The following is a 15,824-nucleotide window of genomic DNA, read 5'->3' on the forward strand; positions in this document are numbered from 1 at the left end:
GCGCTGGGGCGTGTCGTACGTCCCGCAGTCGAGAACGGCGGAGTTTGGGCAGTCCTGCCTGCGGTGGGCGTGCGGTCTCCGCCGGGTCAGCGGGACCGGGCCGGCCAGGAGGTTCTTGAGGGCTCGCGGCGCTTCCCCGCCGCGTGACGGCCGCTGGGCGCAGGCACGGGCAGGCGCGTGTGGATGTGGTGGTGGTGCAGCAGAGGGTCGAAGACCTGCCATGCCGTCAAGGCGAGGTCGGCGGCGCTGTGGGCGGCGGCATGTGCGGGGCAGCGTTGGGCGCGCCAGCGCAGTTGTTCGGCGTAGGGCAGGTGACTGAGGTCGTAGATGGCCATGAGCCCGTCGGGCAGGGCGAATTGGCGGCGGGCGGGGTGAGAGCTGGCGGGCAGGAGGACCCAGGCGCCGACCGGGGCTGTGGGGTCCAGGATCAGGTGGGGGCAGCGGTGGCGCGTGCGGGTCTGGGCCACGCACCGGATGGTGTGGAGCGGGTGGTCGGCGAGGTAGCGGGTGTATAGGAGCTGGACGACCGGTCGGAGGATGCAGCTGTCCGGGATCGTTTCGCGCGGGGCCGGTGCGGGTGCCGGTGCGGGCGGGGTGAACAGACCGGTGTCGATCAGGGCACGGGTGCGGACAGCGAGGTGGCGTCGGACGTCTTGCAGGTGGGGTGTGAGCCGGGTGGTGATGGTGCGCCGTGGGCACAGGACGGCGTGCGGGGTGCGGCACCAGGCGCTGTTGTCGCTGTGGCGGTAGGCGATGCCGCCGCTGAGGTGCCACCGGCAGGAGTCGGGTACGTCGGTGTTGGCGAACTCGGCCGGGTGCAGGGCGATGGGACGGTGGTTGTTGCGCTGGTACCACTCGATGCGGTTGCCGCATGTGTGGCAGCGGCTGTGCTGCCCGGTGCGCAGCAGGCGGCTGGGGCTGGTTGCGGACACGCGTAGGGAGCGGTGGCGGCGTGGGGCGAGGGGGCTGCCGTCCCAGTGGCGGGCCGTGCTCGGGGGGTGCGGGTGCATGGAGGGAAACGTGCCAGGCGGCACGCCGCGGACATGGAGGCGGCGGCGGCATATCCAGCGAATGGCCCAGCGGATGGGGGCGGGTGTGCGAGACAGGGAGTGTTTGTTCTATTGCGATTGCTCGTTTGGGTGGCGTCTTGACGGCTCCAGCCAAAGCGGGGAGACCAGCCGGGAGGTCAGGCGCCGGGTGGGGTGTGGTCGTCGCAGAGGGTGCCCAGTAGGCGGTCGACGGGGACGTCGAGGGCGTGAGCGAGGGCGTGCCAGGTCTTGAGGCTGCCGATGGTGCGGCCCTGCTCGATCTCGATGAGGGTGCGGCGGGCCAGGCCACTGCGTTCGGCGAGTTCGTCGTAGGTGAATCCCCGCTCGGCCCTCAGGCGTGCGAGTTCCAGGCGCAGCGCGGTGAGGTTCGGGTCGGGCGGGAAGATCGTCACCCCACCATCCGAAGGTGCAGCACCCTGCCCTGTCAGTGCAGACCTCTGCCCTATTTCCGCAGGTCGGCACCTCTGCGGCAGGGCAGAGGTCTGCACTAGCGTGTGCGCTCGTCATCCGATGACGGCGCGATCAGGCGGGAGGAGCGCACCCGATGAGGCTCTGCACGACGCACACGAGGGTGCGGCGCATCTGGAGCGTGGAGCTGCGGCCCGGGGCAGGTGGGCCGGTACTGGTGTGCCCGCACTGCCCCCGTGACCCGCGGCCCCTTGCGGCCGACTCGGCACGCTCGGCAGTGCTGGCTCATCTGGCGCGGCACGCCCGGCGTGACGTACTGCCGTCGCATCTGCGGACCTGCCAGTGCCACGAGCGGGGCTGTGGGTGGCATCCACGCCATCGCGGCTGCTCCGGCGCTGTACGGCTGGTGCTCACGCGAGCCCAGGGCGGGCGCCTGTGGCGCCTGGCCGATACCTGCGCGGCCTGCGCGGCCGCGACCGCGCACGCCGCGATGGTCCCCGACGCCACGCTCTCCACCGCCCCGTCCCTTGAGGTCTCCCGCCGGCGGCGAAGCCGTCCAACGGGACGGCCGCCGGGGACGGATGAACGCGTGCGGGTGAAGGAGATACTCACCTACCTGGCCGCGGCGCTGCCCCGCTTCTCCTCCCCCACCGCCCGCCTCCTCGCCCTGCAGTGCGCGCTGCGCGCCGACCGCCAAGGACGCGTGGAACTCCCGGAAGGATTCCTGCGCGGCATGCGCCTGGCCTCCCACGCCGCCCCGTGGCACGAGCTCGAGCACGCCGGCTGGCTGCGCTGCACCCGCCGGCGGCGCGGGCGAACCAACGCTCAGCTACTGGACGCCGCGGTGCTTGCCCAGGCGCCCGGCCGGGAGGAACGGGCGCGGGCCGCTCACTGGGCCTTGCACCCCGTCCCCCTGACAGTTCCCCGCGAGGCCCCGCCGTCCGTACAGCTGGCCGCCCTGATCCTTGCGGTCCATACCGAGGCCAGTCTCGGCCGCGCCTGCGCCGACGACCTCACCTGGTTGTGCGCAACCGCTCCCGGGCCTCTTACGGACCTCCTCGACCAGCTCGCCCGTATCCGCACCCTGGTGTCCTGGCGCCGTGACCCCGAAGCAGGCGAAACGTGCTGGCAGCTGCCGGAACAGACCTGAGCGCGCTCGCGCAACGCTGCCACTTTGCGGCTTTGCGGCGGTCACCGCCTGTGGACCCATCGCTCTGGCCAGCAGACTCACTGTGAAGCCGACAGCCGGACATCACTCGGTGAGCCCGGCAGGCAACCCTCACTGCGACTACTGGGGGCAGAGCGGCCCGGGGATTTTAGAGGATGTCGTCGTTGGAGTCGAACTGATGCTCAGCAGGGGGGAAGTCGGGGAAGTACACCGTGTCCGCCTCTCCGGTCAGGACGGACAGGAGGAAGGGTGTGCACTGGTGGGGGTGGTGTTCCCATTCCGGCCCCCGGCCCTCGTTGAACATGACTTCCCACTCGTCGGGCTTCTGTTCCGGCCGTCGCAGCCAGTACAGGTAGGCGCCGCTTCCCTCGATGTAGGCCCAGGGCAGGACCTGGGCCTGACTGCCGGCCTGCAGTTGTGCCGGCTTGGCTTCGGTCTCCCACAAGTTGGCCAGGACTTCTGCCCGCTCCGTGGCCTGGTCGAGGAGGTTGTAGTCCTCGTCCGGGCATGCGGGGTCCAGGAGCCAGATGGTCTCGTCGAAGACTCCGCCTCCGTAGGTCTCAACGAGTTCCTTGTAGTCCTGCGGCAGGGCGGTGCCGAGCCGCTGCTCTGCGGCAGCCCAGTCTCGTGAGCGGCGGGGGCCGGGGGGAGGAACGAGAGCGGCAAGGCGTTCGACGGCGGGGTGCATCGGGGGTCGTCTTCCTTTCCTTGAGGGTGCTTATTTGGGCTTGGGGACATTCAAGATGGTGATGCTGTTGGTGCTGCTGCCGCCTTCGTAGGGGGTGAAGGAGAAGCCGCGGTTGCCGTGCGCCTCCAAAGTGAGCGCCACGGGGACGACATCGCTGGGGTCGTTGGTCCGGTAGATGGGCGTGACCTTGTAGTCGATGATCTCATCCGCGTCCACTGCGGTTCTGATCTGGTCTTCGATCTTCTTCATGACCGGCGAGTTGGCGTTCCGGTGCATGGTCACGAAGTTGCGCAGGTCCTTGTTGGAGCCGCCGATCTGGGCACCGAGCAGGTGGGTCTTGTTGAGTTTCTTGTACTTCTCGTAGCCGGGGACCTTGTCCGGGGGCTTCGTCGTCCCACCCGTCATGTCGGACTCGAGGCGGGCGCGCATGCCGGTGGCGCGACCGCCCGGTCCGGGTGCGCCGTACTGGACGCGGCCGCCCCAGGTGACATCGGCTTCGTCGCAGGGGGAGAGACCGAGCGGGTCGGCCTGGGTGTGCGGGTTGTCAACGTAGGCGGCCGGGTTCGGCGCCGGGTCGATGCCCAGAGGGTCCAGCGTGAGGTAGCGGCCCGTTTCCGGGTCGTAGTGGCGGAAGTAGTTGTGGTGCAGGCCGGTTTCGCCGTCGTAGTACTGGCCCGGGAAACGGAGCGGGGTGTAGGCCGTGGCGTTCTGGTTCCAGGCGGTGGTGCCCCACAGTGTGGTGCGGGCGCGCCAGGCGATCTGGCCGTTTTCGTCGATGAGTTCGGTGGGGGTGCCGATCTGGTCGGTGACGATGGCGTAGAACCGCTGGTCGATGACCTGCTGGGGTGCCTGGGCGAGGGATTTCGTCTCTGTTTGCGACAGGGGTGCCAGTCCGTCGTAATCCCAGGTGAGGGTGATCAGTTCGGCGGAACCGGCGAGGTGGGTGGACTGCTCGGTGAGCGTGCTGCCGTCCCAGGTGAAGCGGGTCTCCTCGGCGATGCTTCTGTCGGCGGTGAGCCGTTGTTTGGCGATGCGCCGGCCGAGCGGGTCGTACATGTACCGCCACTGGGTGCCGTCGGGGGTGGTGACGGAGGTGAGCCGGTCCTCGGCATCCCACGTGTAACGCCAGACGTCCGGCTTGCGGGACAGGCGCCGTTTACGCCGTTGGATGGCGCGTCCCGCCGCGTCGTATTCGTAGCGGGTGTCGCCAGCACTTGTCAGGCGGGTGCCGGTGTAGGTGCGCGGGCCGCGGGACTGGTTTGCGGGGTGGTGGTCGGGCCACGTGGCGTAGGTCTGGTTGCCTGCGTCGTCGTAGGCGTAGGTCTCGCTCCAATTGGCGGCATTGACGGCGGTGACGCGTCCGGCTTGGTCGAGGGTGAAGGTGCGGCGGCCGGTGTCCTGGTCGGTGACGGCGGTCAGGTGTCCGTCGTCGCGGTAGGTGAAGGTGCGCTGGATGTGCGGGCGGGCGGTGCCGGGCACGGTGAGGGTCTGGCCGGTCAGGTGGTTCTGCCCGTCCCAGGCGAAGGCGAGAGTGAAGCGGTCGCCCAGGCTGCGCTGGATTTCCCGGCCCGCTGCATCGTGCTGGAGGGAGAAGGCGCGCCCCGCCACGGTGAGGGCTTCGTAGTTGCCGACCCTGTCGTAGGCGTAGGCGGTGGTGACGCCGGCGGGGGTGGTGCGGTGGGTGCGGCGGCCGGCGGCGTCGCAGGAGGTGGCGAGCGTGCGGCCGTCGATGGTCTCGGCAATGAGACGGCCGACGGCGTCGTGCTGGAAGTGCAGGGTGGCATCGGGGCTGGTGGCCCGGACCAGGCGGCCGCACAGGTCGTTCTCGAAGGCGATGACCTGACCGTCGATGTCCTTCTCGACCATCTGGCCGATGGAGTCGTAGCGGTAGGTGATGGTCTGCCCGGCGGCGTTGGTGTTCCGGGTGAGCTGTCCGGCGGGGTCGTACTCGTAGGACTTGGTGTGGCCGTCGAAGTCGGTCTCCTCGACGAGCTGTCCGGCCGGGTCGTAGTGGTAGGCCCAGCTCAGGCCCTGCGGGTTGGTGACGGCGGTCAGCCTCAGTTCGGCGTCGTAGCTGAATGTGTGGCGTGTGCCGTCCGGGTTGGTCTGGGCCGTCAGTCGATCGAAGTGGCCGTATTCGGAGCGGAGTGTCGCGCCGAGCGGATCGGTGTACGAGATGCAGTTGCCCTCGCCGTCGAACGACCACGACTCCGTCGCACCGTCGGGGCTGGTGCGGGACAGGAGTTGGCCCTCGACCGACCACGTCAGCCGGGTCTCCTCGCCGGTAGGGCCGGTGATTGCCACCACCCGCCCGAAGGCGTCGTACTGGTGGTGGCTCACCGTGCCGGAGGCGTCGGTGACGGTCACCGGCAGTCCGGCCTGGTTGCAGACTGCCTCCACCTGTTCGCCGAGCGGGTTGGTGACGGCGGTGACCTCGCCGCGCGGTCCGATGGCGTAACGCGTCGTCGCGCCGTTGGGGTCGGTAAGGGCGGTGCAGTTTCCCACCTCGTCGTAGGTGTACTGCCACACGGTGGTGTCGGGCAGCTCCACGGCCGTGGTGAGGTTCAGGTCGTTGTAGGTGAAGCGGGTGGTGCCGCCGTCAGGGCGGATCACCGTCTCCGGCAGGCCGAGGTCGTTGTTCTGGAGTCTGGTGGTACGCCCGAGCTGGTCCGTTGAAGCGATCACGTGCTGGTGGGTGTCGTATTCCGTGACGACGCTGGCGCCCAGCGGGTCGATTTCCGCGACGATCAGGCAGGCGTCGTTGACGACGTAGCGGAAGGTGGAGCCGGCTGGCGTGGTGACGTCGGTGATGCGGCAACCGGGCCAGGCGGGATCGGTGCCGTCGTAGGTGAAGGTGTTGGCGAGATGGCCGGCCTCACCGCCTTGAGCGATGCAGCGGTCCTGGTCGTCGTAACGGTAGTCGTAGCGGCTGTGGTTGGTGTCCTGCCAGGACGTGATGCGCAGCTGTTCGTCGTAGGTCAATCGCAGCGGCAGGCCCGAGGAGTTGGTGATGGCGGTGAGGTTGCCGCCGGTGTAGCTATACCGCTTGATCACGGTGTCGGCGCCGGCCTCGTCCAGGGCCGTCAGGCTGAGCTTGGTGATCCGTTCGTCCTCGACAGTGAGGCTCAGGCGGTATCCGCCGCTGTGGCAGATCGCCTGCGGTGTTCCTTCGGCGTCGTAGACGAAGTCGATGGTGTTGTGGTTGCGGTCGGATATCTGTATCAGGAGTGCCACGTCGTCGGCGGGAGCCGCGAAGCGGCGATGGTGACAGTTCACAGGGTCGGTGATGCGGTAGCCGCCGTCGTCCAGGCGCTCCAGCGGCCAGCGCGGCCCAGCCTCGGGCAGCACCGGTGTGTCCGGGCCTTCAGGGTGGGGGTAGGCCAGTAGCATGCCGTCCTCGGTGACGAACACGACGCCGTCTTCGTCGACTTCGAGACGCTGGTCGATCGTGGAGGTCCAGCTCGGGCCGAACCAGCCGCCGCTGCGGTAGCCCGAGGCGACCCGGCGGGTGAAGGCCAGCGGGAAGGTGCCCGGCAGGCTGACGTCGCATTGGGTCATATACATCTGGCCGGTGGCCACATCAACCGGGTCACCACAGCCCTTGATCTTGCTCTTGACCCGGTTGTATGCGCCCTTCGCGCCGTCCTTCAGCGCGGTCCGGGCCGTCTTGAAGCCCTTGAGGCCCTTCAGTCCCTTGCCGAGTTTGGCGGCGGTGGTGATGCCCTTCATGCCGGGGATGCAGTCCAGGGCGGCGAACGCGACATCCAATAGGCCTGCTTGGCCTTTCGCATATTTACTGAGAGTGTCGGCCAGGACGATCGCGCCGGCGACGATGACGATCGCGGCGAGGATCGGACCACCGATGATCATCGCGATGACGCCGACCACGGCGACGACGACCTTGCAGACCGCGACGATGGCGTCCCAGTTGTCGGTGACCCAGTCGCCGATCTCCTCCCACCACTTGCGGTTCTGGATCCCCGCGTCGGACGCCTCGTCGATCTTCCGCTTCGCGGTCCCGGCCGCCTCTTCCCGCATCTTGCGGGCGTCCTCGGCCATCTTCTTCGCCGCGTCCAGCGCGCTCTTGGCGGAGTCGACATCGCCCTGGGCGGACTTCTGCGCTTTCTCCGCGGAGGCGGCGTTGCGGGTGGCGGCGCGGACCTTGTCCGGATCCGGCTTGGGGACGTCTTTGCTCTTGGAGCCGCCGTCGTCCTTGTACTTGTCGGCTTCCTTGCCCGCCTTCTCCACCCAGGAATCGGCCGAAGTGAGCCGGGACTTGGCGGAGGACAGATCCGCTTGCGCCTCGCGGCCCTTGACCAGGGCCTTGTCGGCGAGGGTCTGGGCGCGCTCCAGTTCCGGCCAGTACGCGGACAGCGCGTCGCCCGCCATCTCGTAGGACTTCTTGAGCTTCTTCAGCTTGTCCGGCGCGTGCTCGAACTTCTCCGTGAACGCGTCCGCCGTCTTGCCCGCCCACTGAAGGATCGCGTCCTCGCCCGCCATCCCCTTGATGTCCCGCAGCACCTTGCCGACGTCGTCGGCAAAGTCGTGCAGGTTCTTGGCAAGGGACCGCACCCGGTGCGGGTCGCCCGGTGTCGGATCCTTGTCCAGGTCCAGGACATGCCAGTCCGACGGACGGTGCGACACGATTCAAATCCCCCGGTTGGATCGGCCCCTGACGGTCAGGGCGCCTGCGGTGAGTAGTCACTCAGCGGTTGATGGACTGGATTTCCTGGACGTTGATGTCCTGGGTGGTCTCGAAGGTGCCGTTGGGCAGCTTCCCCTGGGCCTCTCCGGTTCCCTTCCAGGAGATCTCCCAGGTGACGGAGGCCTTCAGCTGGTACGGCTCGCCGCCGGTGGCGCGGAGGTAGGCGATGCCGCACGGCGGGTCCTGCCGGGCGGCGCCCTTGGTGTAGGGAGTGCCGATGGAGCCGTCGGCGTTGACCGGGCAGTCGCCGGAGGCAGGGAAGGTCTTCGCGTCGCCGGTGCCCGGGTCCAGGTGCAGGGCCACCGGTTTCGCGGTCGTCACCGCGTACAGGTCGGTGTGGGGCAGGGAGGCGCGTACCGTGACGTCTTTGTAGACGGCCTTGTCCAGCCACACCCAGGTGGGCAGGTTCACCGTCGACTTGCCTTGCGGCTTGAGCTCCACTTTGGTGTCCGGGACCCGGATCTTGTCGTAGGCGTAGGCCGCGAGTACTTCGGGAGTGGGGGCGTTCGGGTCGTCGGGGACGGTGCCGTCGTTCTGCCAGAACAAGTTCTTTGAGCAGTCCAGGATTTCGGGGTCGTTCGCGCGGTCCTGGCGGGCCACCGCACGCCAGAACATGCCCTTCTTGCCCACGTTGTAGTTCTTGGTCGGGGTGTCGGTGAAGGTCGCATCGCCCTTGTCGAAGGCGTCGACGAGGAGGTCCTTGCCCCAGCGGCGACCGAAGTTGACGGAGAACAGGTCGCCCTTGTTCATCTTCTCCGTCGCGTCCTTGAGCTGTTGCGGTGTGGCGAGTGGTTCGTACCAGCAGGCCGGCGGTTTCCAGTTCGGGTCGGCAGCGGCCAGGCTGCCGGCCGACGGCTTGGCCGTGCCACCGCCGGACTGTGTGACGACGATGCGGGTGCGGGTGACCTCGGCCCCCAGTTCCGGTCCGCTGGCCGTGCCCTTGGCGCTGTCCCCGGCGGGCGGTTTGGCACCCTCTCCCGGGTCCGTTCCCCAGGCGAAGGCAGCCGATGGTGTCAGCAGCGTGATCACCAGGGACGCTGCGGTGAGCGTCACTGTGCGAGGGGACGGCTTCCTCACTTGCAGGCTCCGCGCTCCGTCTGGACCATCGTGGTCTTCCAGACGCCTTCCTTGGTCTTGCGTAGCTTGGTGCGGTAGAGCACGAGGGCGTCGTCGGCGGGGGTGGCGGTGACCTTGCCGGTCTTGGTGTCCTTGGTGGATCCCTTGCCCTCGTCCACGCAGTAGAAGAGCGTGCCAGAACCGTCCGGGCTGATGCGGGGCTGCGGCTGGAAGACCCGGCCCTTGCCGATCAGGACGAGGTTCTTGTCCGTGAACCCCTTGATCCACTCGGTGCCGGTCCGCAGCGCGTCGCTCTCGCTGTAAAAGGTGAAGGCATCGTCCCGCGGGTCCTTGTTGATGATCGCGGCGTAGGAGGCACGGAGTCGCTCCTTGCCGTCGTCCAAGATGGCCTGCAGCTTCGGATCACTGTTCATCCAGCCGACAAAGGAGACTTGGAAGGACTTGGGCAGCGTGATGTCCGGTCGCCTGGCCCCGCCCGGCTTCGCCGACGGGCCGGCAGAGGCCGAACTGTTTGTGTCTGCCCCGGCGCCCTTGATCTTGTCGGGCGTGTCGTCGTCGCCGCCACCCGAACTGCAGCCGGTCAGCAGCAGCGCGGTACTCGCGGTGATGGCGACCGCAACGGACAGGAAACGGCGAGTCACGTCTGAACTCCTGGGAGGTGTGAGGTTTCTGAGTAGCTGACGCTACCTGCGGTGCAGATGGTTTCACGAGGGGATTCCCCGCCCCGGCGTCGGGGTGACCGGGTGGCCGAGAACCTTCGCCGCTGGACTGCGCAACCCTCACATCACTGCATGGAAAGGAAGACAGCGTTCCTAAAGCGAACGTCTCGGCAGGCCCTGTCGGTGAGAACCAGGACCAGACGAGACCGTGAGGCGCATCGGAGAGGCCCTCTGTTCCCCGGGCGAGGCGGCGAGTTGACGCTGCCGCCTATGCGGTGGACGCCCCGGGTCTCGGCGGTGCGCAGCGCGGTCAGGGTCCACGACCAACAGGCAGGTGAGGAGCGCAGGCCGCTCGGCAGCCGTCCCGGCTGCCGGGAGATTCCGTAACCGACGCGAGGGCCAAGCCGACGGCGAAGGGCGTGTGCCCTGCTACCGGGCAGGAAAGGCCGGTGTTGCGTCGTGTGATCGCAATGGGCGTCGCCGCGACACGGGTAGACGCCTTGACGGAGTCCGGCGGGCATGGCTGCCGGCGAGTGTGCAGCGGGACGGCAGCGCGCCTGAGCGCCTGGATGCCACGACGTCAGTTCTGTGTACGTTTTTGACCGGCTGCTTTCGCTGCTTTCCGGAAGGTTACTCGCACACCTGAACGCCTCGTACCTCTTCCGGTATTTTTCGCCGCTGTACGCCACAAGTTTGTGCGATGTCCGCTTTATATACCCGTGCTTCTCGGGGAGCGACTACCGTCTCTTCTCGTACGAGGAGCCCCGGACCCGGGCTGACATTCCAAATCCGGGGCCCCACTCGCTTCCAATCAAGAAAGGGGACTTGATCCCCATGCTCGACCGGCTTTTGTTTGCCGAATCAAGTGAGGCGGCAACTGGCTCCGACGTTAACATTCCGCGATTTGCGCGGAGCGAAACGCGGACCATCAGTGCCTGGGCTGTCACGCTGCAGGCGAGCGTCTTTCTGGCGCTCCTCGTCCTTCCCATCGTCCTGATCAACGGGACGTGGGTGACGCCCGCGAGCACCGCGCTGGCCCTTTCCCTTACGTGGGCGGTGCGTCACTCCTGCTTCCGCTACCAGCGGATTCGCCTGTCCTGACCCCTGTGCGCCCGGGGGTGCGGAACGCCGTCACCGGTCTCCTGCACCCCCGGCGCCACCAGTCCTCTGCACCCCCGAAAGCGGAGGGCGCGGTTCCTTCGCGGTGCGGTGCAGCGCTGCGGAGTAAGGGCAAAGGACCTGCACTTAGGGAGGAATCATGGGGCACGTCCCCGATCGCGGCGTCTGTCGCCAGTGCCGCTGTCCGCTGCCGCAGGCCGTCGGCCCGGGGCGCAAGCGGGAGTACTGTGATGCCGCCTGCCGCCGCAAGGCCCAGCGCAAGCGGGACGGCGTGCGTGAGCAGCGGGCGCGCAGCGCGCTGCCGCTGGGACGGCGCATCGCCGAAGACCTGCAGGTGCTGTCAGCCCGTCTGCTGGAGGCCGAATGCGACGGCCGGCCGGTGGAGGACCTTCTTCGCCGCGCTGCGGAGTTGGCCAAGGAGGTGGAGTACTACACGGCTGCGGCTGTGCATGATGCCCGCAATCAGGGGGCGGACTGGGTGCGCGTGGCCTCGGCGGCCGGAGTGAGTGCCGCCACCGCACGCAACCGGTGGGCCGAGAGCGAGGTGCAGCGCCGCATGGAGCGCCGTGCTCTGCAGCGTGCAGAGACGCGCCCTGATGCGGCTGCACGCGAGGGTGACACGGGCAGGGTGCTGACCCCTGCAGCAGAGCGGGCAAGCAGGAAGCTGGCGGCAGCGCTGGTGCACCTGCACCGCTCGAGCGAGCTGACAATCCGAGAGGTGGCGGAGCAGACCTCGCTCTCCTCGTCCTACATCTCGCGGATCCTGTCCGGTGAACGCACGCCCGCCTGGCCGGTGGTGTGTGATCTGACCCGGCTGTGCGGAGGTGATCCGCAGGAGCTGCTGGTGCTGTGGGAGAGCGCACACGGGATGACCGCTCCGGCCCGCCCGGCGCTCGGCGATGCGGTGACGCGTTTGCAGGCCGCGCTGCGGGGGCTGTACCTGGCGGCCGGAGGGCCTGAGTTGGAGCGGTTGGGCCGGGCTTCCCACGGCGTGCTGACGACGCAGTCCATCGAGGAGATGCTTAAAGGGGAGATGGTGCCGGAGTGGGAGGCGACCTCGGCCCTGGTGACCGCGATGGGAGGGTGGCCGGCTGATATCCGGCCGCTGTGGGAGGCCGTTCACTACGCCTTCCTGGTCTGTCTGGACCCGGTGCCGGTGCATCCTGCACCGATGCCGGATGGACCGTGCACCGACGTGGCGCAGCGCAGTGGGCGCATGCCGCCGGAAAAGCCTTAGCCGGAGTTGGGAGTGAGGTCATGACTGTCTTCTCACGCCGTCAGGGCGCCCCGTTCACCTCGGCGCCCCGGCGCCGGATGCCCAGCGGCTCGGCCGCGGTCGGCCCGTGTGATCCGGGCCGGGCAGGCGTGGTGGGGCTGGAGTTCATGGCGTTTCGCCAGATGCACCAGGAACCCTATCTGCGGTATGCCTGCGAGCGGCTGCGGGACCGCCAGGCCGGCGGGCAGATCGTTCAGGCCGTGTTCGGCCGCCTGCGGGCCGACTGGGCCAACGTCTTGAGCAGCTCGCGTCCGGCGGCGGTGGCCTGGCGGCTTCTGGACTCTCTCATCGCCACGGCTCTGCAGGCGAATGGCGGGGCGGGCGACGAAATGCACCGGATGTTGCCCGCGGCTCAGGCCGATGCGGTGATTTTGCACTGCCGGCTACGGCTGTCTCAAACGCAGGCTGCCGCCTTGATGGGTGTGGAGGAGCCGACCCTGGCCAGCCATCTGCGGATGGCTGAACGCGCCCTGCCCGCGTTGCAGCAGGGAGGTGGCTTACCAAAGGGATAGTACGGCTTCCGTTTCGGTCGCCTGCGCACGCCGGTGGCACTCGCTCTGGTGCACTGTTTCCTAGCGCACTTCAGTCGTTCGGGGGGCCATTGTGAGGCAATCTGTTTCCTCCTTGGCCCCCTTGCCTACGATGGAGTGCATGCACCGACCTTTGTGATGTCGACACGGTGCAGCGGGGTGAAAGGGCGGGATGACTGCCAGACGCGTGCCACCGGCTGACCTCATTGATATCGCTCTGCCCAGTGTGGCCCGGATGAACGACTATCTGCGGGGCGGCAAGGACCATTACCCCGCCGATCGGGCAGCGTGCGAGCAGTTGCTGGCCCTCGCTCCCAGCGCACGCGTGCTGGCGACACTCAGCCACCGGTTCCTGCTGCACACGGTCCACCGTTTGTCTGAACGGTTCGGGGTGCGGCAGTACCTGTGCTTCGGTGCGGGGCTGCCCACGCCAGTAACTGTGCACGCGGTGGCCCAGGAAGTGCATCCGGACGCGCGGGTGGTGTATGTCGATGACGACCCTTTGGTGGTCGCGCACGGCCGGGCGGTCCTGGAGAACGGGCGCAGCACCAAGATGGTGCGGGCGGCCAGCTGGCAGGCGCCGGAGGTGCTGCGCCGGACGGCGGCCAATGAGTTCATCGACCGGGACCATCCGGTGGCGGTGCTGTTCGTGTCCGTGCTGCAGCACTTGCGGGATCCGGCGATCGCCCGATTGCTCGCTGAAACGGCCCGGCATCTGGCGCCGGGCAGCTTCTGGGTGGCTAGCCAGCCGGCCAGCCGCCAGGGCCAGTTGCGTGCAGATATCGCGCATCTGATGCGGGCGCTCCGGGTGCATGGCTGGGAACACGTGCGCACGCCGCAGGAGGTCGAGGCACTGTTCGCCGGGTGGCCGGTGCTGGCGCCCGGTGTGGCGGACGTGACGCTCTGGCTGGGGCAGGACGAGCTGGCTCCGCGGCAGCAATCCCACGAGTGGCAGGAGTTGGCCGGAGTAGTGCGGTTGGGGTGAGTCTTGGGTACGTGAAGGTGGCGGGGTGGGCCCTGGGGTCCGTGGTGGCGCGACCGCGGCGTTCAGGCGTTCGCGGCCTCGTCCAGCAGGTGCAGACTGCTGTCGGGATCCAAGGCCTGCGCGGCGAGAGTGTCCAGAACACTGCGGTAGTGCTCGGTCTCTTCCCGCTTGTCCAGATAGGTGGCGCTACGCAGTTGCTCGAGGTAGACGATGTCGGGAAGGCCGGGGTAGTCGAAGCGCAGGTGCGTGATGGGAAAGCCCGGAGCGGCACAGAAGGCCTGGGCGAATGGCGCGATCTGCAGGGTGACGAAGTCACTGCGGGCCATGGCCGCCAAGTGTCTGAGCTGGGCACGCATGACCTGGGCACCGCCGACCGGCCGGTGCAGGATGGCTTCGTCCATCACCGCCCACAGCCGGGGCGGTTCGGCGTGGGTGAGTACGTTCTGGCGGGCGCGCCGCAGCTCGACCCGGTCGCTGATCTCCCGCTCGGTATCCAGGGGGCGGCCCTGGCGGATGACGGTCCGGGCATAATCCGCCGTCTGCAGCAGGCCCGGCACCAGCGTGACTTCGTAGGTGCGGATCATGTCAGCGGCTTCTTGCAGCCCGACGAACTTGGGGAACCATTCGGGCATAACTTCGTCGAAGCGGTGCCACCAGCCGGATTCATGGGAGCGGTCCACCAGGTTGCAAAAGCGCGTCAGCGTCACGGTGTCCGTAACCTTGTAGAGCTGGAGCAGGGCGAGAACATCGCCTTTCTTGGCGGGAACCAGACCCCGCTCCAGGCGGCTGAGCTTGGCCTGCGAACCGCCGATGTACTGACTGGCCCTCTCCGTTCCGATGGCGGCGGCGTTGCGCGTCTCACGCAGGATCTGGCCGATCACCATGCGCAGGGCCGTCGGGCTGCGGTCTGCGACGGCGAGGCAGTGTGCGTAGGAAGCCTCATCCAGCGGCTCAAGGGCGGGCATGTGTACTCCTGCAGGGAAACTGACGACGAATGTCAGTTTCCCAGGAGCGGGGTTGCGGTGCCCGGTGATTCGCTATCCGGCCTCAGTCGGCCAGGGAGTCGAACTCCCCCTCCTTGGCGCCCGCGAGGAACGCTGCGATCTCACCGCACGTATAGATCAGAGCCGGTCCGTGCGGATCGCGGGAGTGGCGTAACGCCACTCCCCCGTCGGGCAGTGCGGCCAGTTCCACACAGTTGCCCTCCGCACCGCTGTGGCGGCTCTTGACCCAGGTGACGCCTTGCAGTGCATCCGCGCATACGCCGTTTGCGTAATCACTCATGTTGGTCGTCCCCCCTGCTCGTCGACCCCTTGGTGACCTTGCTTTCCGTGCTGCCCGGCACGGATGGGTACATACGTTCCCGCCCTTTCTCGTCCGGATGCAATCGGCCATGCAATTGCATCTGGGGCGGGGCGGCGAGGATACTGGTTCCGGCCGGGGCAGTATGTCGAGCCCGCGGCTGCCGTCTTCCGGGGGGAACCGACCGTGAGCGCACCCGCATTGATCACCCTGTGTGAGAGCGCTGGAGTTGAGATCGCCCCCTGTCCGGCGGACCGTAAACCACAGGAGATCGGCACACCCGTACAGTCCGATATTCCCGACTGGGGACTGGCTCTGGGGATCAGCGCGGCCGGCTTCGCCGCCCGCCGCTTCGGCACTGATCCCGCCGGCATCCGGCAAATTCGACAGTTCACCCGCAGCGTTGTCGGCCAATGGGGACTGGCTGATTTCGCCGACAACGCCGTCATCGTTGCCGGTGAACTGGCCACCAACGCAATGAATCACGCACTCGAACACGCCGACAGCGCCTCCAACACGGCCTGGCTGGGCCTGATGCGCTCCGAACGCGCCCTGATATGCGTCGTGGCGGACCCCAGCCCCGCACCCCCCGTCCCCCAGCATCAGGCTTCCCTGACCGAACACGGTCGCGGCCTGAACCTCGTGGACGCCCTCACCACCCGCTGGGGCTACTCCGACCCCGACGGGCAGGGCAAAACCATCTGGGCCCGCCTCCCGATACCGCCCCGCTGAACCAGCATCCAACCCCCTCTCTCCTGACCCACCGCAGTCGGCACGTGCGGGCATCGGCGTTTCGCGGACACCCAACATGCCAGCGCCAATCATCGTCCACACTCAAAGAAACGTGCGGCCTTGAGC

The 15,824-nt window shown here is 68.0% G+C and carries 14 protein-coding genes; 6 read left to right on the plus strand and 8 right to left on the minus strand.

Features of this window, described 5'->3' with window-relative positions; genetic code table 11:
• Nucleotides 1-86: 86 nt before the first annotated feature.
• A complete protein-coding gene (locus tag ACZ4Z4_RS25745) occupies nucleotides 87-1,010 on the minus strand; it encodes a DUF6083 domain-containing protein (RefSeq protein WP_468331765.1) in 924 nt (307 codons plus the stop codon).
• 176 nt (nucleotides 1,011-1,186) lie between these two features.
• Entirely contained in the window at nucleotides 1,187-1,441 is a 255-nt protein-coding gene (locus tag ACZ4Z4_RS25750; RefSeq protein ID WP_468331769.1) for a helix-turn-helix transcriptional regulator, read from the minus strand.
• A 422-nt stretch (nucleotides 1,442-1,863) separates the two neighbouring features.
• Between ACZ4Z4_RS25750 and ACZ4Z4_RS25755 the strand changes: the two genes are divergently transcribed.
• Nucleotides 1,864-2,607, plus strand: coding sequence for a hypothetical protein (locus ACZ4Z4_RS25755; RefSeq protein ID WP_468331772.1), 744 nt, complete (start codon nucleotides 1,864-1,866; stop codon nucleotides 2,605-2,607).
• Between the two features lie 166 nt (nucleotides 2,608-2,773).
• Here ACZ4Z4_RS25755 and ACZ4Z4_RS25760 read toward each other — a convergent pair whose 3' ends face one another.
• From ACZ4Z4_RS25760 to ACZ4Z4_RS25775, 4 genes are all read right to left on the minus strand, one after another.
• Complete coding sequence (locus tag ACZ4Z4_RS25760; protein ID WP_468331775.1) at nucleotides 2,774-3,313, minus strand: SMI1/KNR4 family protein; 540 nt, start codon at nucleotides 3,311-3,313, stop codon at nucleotides 2,774-2,776.
• A gap of 30 nt (nucleotides 3,314-3,343) precedes the next feature.
• Nucleotides 3,344-7,957, minus strand: a complete 4,614-nt coding sequence (locus tag ACZ4Z4_RS25765; RefSeq protein WP_468331778.1) for a DUF6531 domain-containing protein — start codon at nucleotides 7,955-7,957, stop codon at nucleotides 3,344-3,346.
• Between the two features lie 61 nt (nucleotides 7,958-8,018).
• A complete protein-coding gene (locus ACZ4Z4_RS25770) occupies nucleotides 8,019-9,071 on the minus strand; it encodes a hypothetical protein (protein WP_468331781.1) in 1,053 nt (350 codons plus the stop codon).
• Between the two features lie 20 nt (nucleotides 9,072-9,091).
• Nucleotides 9,092-9,736 (minus strand): hypothetical protein, encoded by a 645-nt coding sequence (locus tag ACZ4Z4_RS25775; RefSeq protein ID WP_468331784.1) that lies wholly within the window; start codon nucleotides 9,734-9,736, stop codon nucleotides 9,092-9,094.
• Between the two features lie 852 nt (nucleotides 9,737-10,588).
• On the opposite strand from ACZ4Z4_RS25775, the gene ACZ4Z4_RS25780 reads away from it, so the two are divergent.
• The 4 genes from ACZ4Z4_RS25780 (at nucleotide 10,589) to ACZ4Z4_RS25795 (ending at nucleotide 13,664) form a co-directional block, all read left to right on the plus strand.
• Nucleotides 10,589-10,855, plus strand: a complete 267-nt coding sequence (locus ACZ4Z4_RS25780) for a hypothetical protein (protein ID WP_468331787.1) — start codon at nucleotides 10,589-10,591, stop codon at nucleotides 10,853-10,855.
• 157 nt (nucleotides 10,856-11,012) lie between these two features.
• Entirely contained in the window at nucleotides 11,013-12,110 is a 1,098-nt protein-coding gene (locus ACZ4Z4_RS25785) for a helix-turn-helix domain-containing protein (RefSeq protein ID WP_468331790.1), read from the plus strand.
• 20 nt (nucleotides 12,111-12,130) lie between these two features.
• A complete protein-coding gene (locus tag ACZ4Z4_RS25790; RefSeq protein ID WP_468331793.1) occupies nucleotides 12,131-12,661 on the plus strand; it encodes a sigma factor-like helix-turn-helix DNA-binding protein in 531 nt (176 codons plus the stop codon).
• Nucleotides 12,662-12,851: 190 nt separating this feature from the next.
• The gene (locus ACZ4Z4_RS25795) at nucleotides 12,852-13,664 is read left to right on the plus strand and encodes an SAM-dependent methyltransferase (RefSeq protein ID WP_468331796.1); all 813 of its coding nucleotides are present in this window, start codon (nucleotides 12,852-12,854) and stop codon (nucleotides 13,662-13,664) included.
• Between the two features lie 62 nt (nucleotides 13,665-13,726).
• Here the strand turns inward: ACZ4Z4_RS25795 and ACZ4Z4_RS25800 are convergent, their stop codons facing one another.
• Both ACZ4Z4_RS25800 and ACZ4Z4_RS25805 read right to left on the minus strand, forming a co-directional pair.
• On the minus strand, nucleotides 13,727-14,629 hold the full coding sequence (locus ACZ4Z4_RS25800; RefSeq protein WP_468331799.1) for a helix-turn-helix domain-containing protein: 903 nt from the start codon (nucleotides 14,627-14,629) through the stop codon (nucleotides 13,727-13,729).
• Nucleotides 14,630-14,711: 82 nt separating this feature from the next.
• Nucleotides 14,712-14,948 (minus strand): DUF397 domain-containing protein, encoded by a 237-nt coding sequence (locus ACZ4Z4_RS25805; RefSeq protein WP_468331801.1) that lies wholly within the window; start codon nucleotides 14,946-14,948, stop codon nucleotides 14,712-14,714.
• Nucleotides 14,949-15,152: 204 nt separating this feature from the next.
• Here ACZ4Z4_RS25805 and ACZ4Z4_RS25810 point away from each other — a divergent pair, with 204 nt between their 5' ends.
• A complete protein-coding gene (locus ACZ4Z4_RS25810; protein ID WP_468331804.1) occupies nucleotides 15,153-15,698 on the plus strand; it encodes an ATP-binding protein in 546 nt (181 codons plus the stop codon).
• Nucleotides 15,699-15,824: the final 126 nt, after the last annotated feature.

Source organism: Streptomyces sp. NPDC030245 (assembly GCF_055572995.1).